The following is a 1,833-nucleotide window of genomic DNA, read 5'->3' as shown; positions in this document are numbered from 1 at the left end:
CCGGCGGTTCGAAAACCGATGCGGCAAAGGCGGAGGCCTCTGACGTGGCAGGACAGGCAACGTCTGCAGCCAAGGATGTGGCGCACACGGCGAAGGAAGAAGCCGCGAATGTCGCTGCGGAGGCAAAGACCAACGCCAAGGACCTAATGAACCAGGCGAAGACCGGCCTGACCAGCGAGGCAGGCGCCCAGCAGCAGAAGGCCGCGCAGGGGATCCGCAACATCTCTGACCAGCTGCACAGCATGGCCACCGCCCCCGATCAACAGGGTGTGGCGAGTGACCTGATCCGCCAGGCAGCCGAACGCAGCTCGTCCGTGGCCTCTTGGCTGGAGAGCAAGGAACCCGGTGACCTCCTCGGCGACGTACAGCGGTTCGCCCGCAATAAGCCCGGGACGTTCCTGCTCCTCGCGGCGGGAGCAGGAATCCTGGCTGGCCGGTTGACCCGCAGCCTCACGGCGGGCGCCCCGGAGGCGTCGTCCGGCACCGGCACGTCCGGCACCACGGGCAGGCACTCGGGCGGACTTCAATACTCGGGAACCGGATACGGCGACCAGTACAGCGAGTCCTACCCGCCGGCTGGCGGTACCGTCCCGCCCCCGCCGGTGCAGCTGCCCGGCCCGGCGACCACCACGGCAGGGTACGACGGCGGCGCTCCCGGCAGCGGATATCCGGAACCTGTGCGCCCGGCAAGCGGGTTGGACAGTCCTCAGTTGGTCGAGGAGCCCTGGTCCGGAAACCAGATCGCCGAAGACCCCGTCTACGACCGCGAGCTCGCGGATGACCCCATGGCCAACGATCCACGCACCCGCGACCGGTCCGCGGACGGCGAGTCCGGCAGGCTCTGATGAGTAGCCAGATTCCTGAGGCGCCGGGCGTGGCGCACCAGAAAGCGGATACCGCGTCGTTGGGTGAACTGCTGGGCGATGTCACCCGGGACCTGTCCACCCTAATGCGCCAGGAAGTGGACCTCGCCAAAGCCGAACTCAAACAGTCCGCCACCCGGGCCGGTAAAGGCGGCGGCATGCTCGCCGGCGCCGGCATCGCAGGCCACTTCGTCCTGCTCTTCCTGTCCCTGGCCCTGATGTTCGGCCTCGGCGCCCTCATGCCCCTGGGCTGGGCCGCCGTGATCGTCGCCCTCCTCTGGGCCATCGCAGCCGCCGTCCTGGCCAGCATCGGCCGGAAGAACCTCAAAGAAATCAAAGGCCTGCCCCAAACCGGCGAAACCCTCGCCGAAATCCCCCCAACCCTCAAACCAGGTGAGGTAAACCGATGAGCGAGAACCCCGACGCAATCCGAGCAGACATCGAAGCCACCCGCGCACGCCTCGGCACCAACGTCGACGCCGTCGCGGACAAGGTCACACCCTCCAACATCGTCCACCGCCAAACCGACAAACTCAAAGACGCCGCCACCGGCGTCAAGGAGAAAATCATGGGAGCAGCAGACCACACCACCAGCCGAGTGCAGGACGCCACCCACACCAGCGCCGGGCACACCTCCAACGCCCTGCACAACACCGGCGACACCCTCCACAACGCCAAAGACAACGTCGCCTCCACCCTCACCGACGCCGGCCACACCGTCGCCGCCACACCAGACCGGGTCAAAGCCAAAACCCAGGGCAACCCCCTCGCCGCCGGCCTCATCGCCTTCGGCGCAGGAATGCTGATCTCCTCCCTGATCCCCGCCAGCGACAAAGAACGCCAGGCCGCAGACCAGCTCAAAACCGCCGCCGAACCCCTCACCACCGAACTCACCGACGCCGCCAAAGGCATGGTCCAGGACCTCAAAGAACCAGCCCAACACGCCATGGACAACGTCAAAACCACCGCC

General features: G+C 67.0%; 3 protein-coding genes. All 3 read left to right on the top strand.

Features of this window, described 5'->3' with window-relative positions; translation table 11 throughout:
• Positions 1-845 (top strand): hypothetical protein (locus ACFV4R_RS20160; protein ID WP_377204338.1); only part of this gene is annotated, 845 nt, incomplete at its 5' end.
• Positions 845-1,273, top strand: coding sequence for a phage holin family protein (locus tag ACFV4R_RS20155; protein WP_377204337.1), 429 nt, complete (start codon positions 845-847; stop codon positions 1,271-1,273). The genes ACFV4R_RS20160 and ACFV4R_RS20155, both read left to right, overlap by 1 nt.
• Positions 1,270-1,833: DUF3618 domain-containing protein (locus ACFV4R_RS20150; RefSeq protein WP_377204336.1), on the top strand; the 564-nt coding region annotated here is incomplete at its 3' end. The genes ACFV4R_RS20155 and ACFV4R_RS20150, both read left to right, overlap by 4 nt.

This window comes from Pseudarthrobacter sp. NPDC059871 (assembly GCF_042731175.1).
Lineage (GTDB): Bacteria > Actinomycetota > Actinomycetes > Actinomycetales > Micrococcaceae > Arthrobacter.
The sequence above is the reverse complement of the archived record's forward strand: the minus strand, read 5'-3'. Positions and strand labels throughout refer to the sequence as shown.

Bases quoted from the DNA above. Each gene is read 5' to 3' on its own strand.
- ACFV4R_RS20155 (WP_377204337.1), top strand. From the start codon at position 845: ATGAGTAGCCAGATTCCTGAGGCGCCGGGCGTGGCGCACCAGAAAGCG.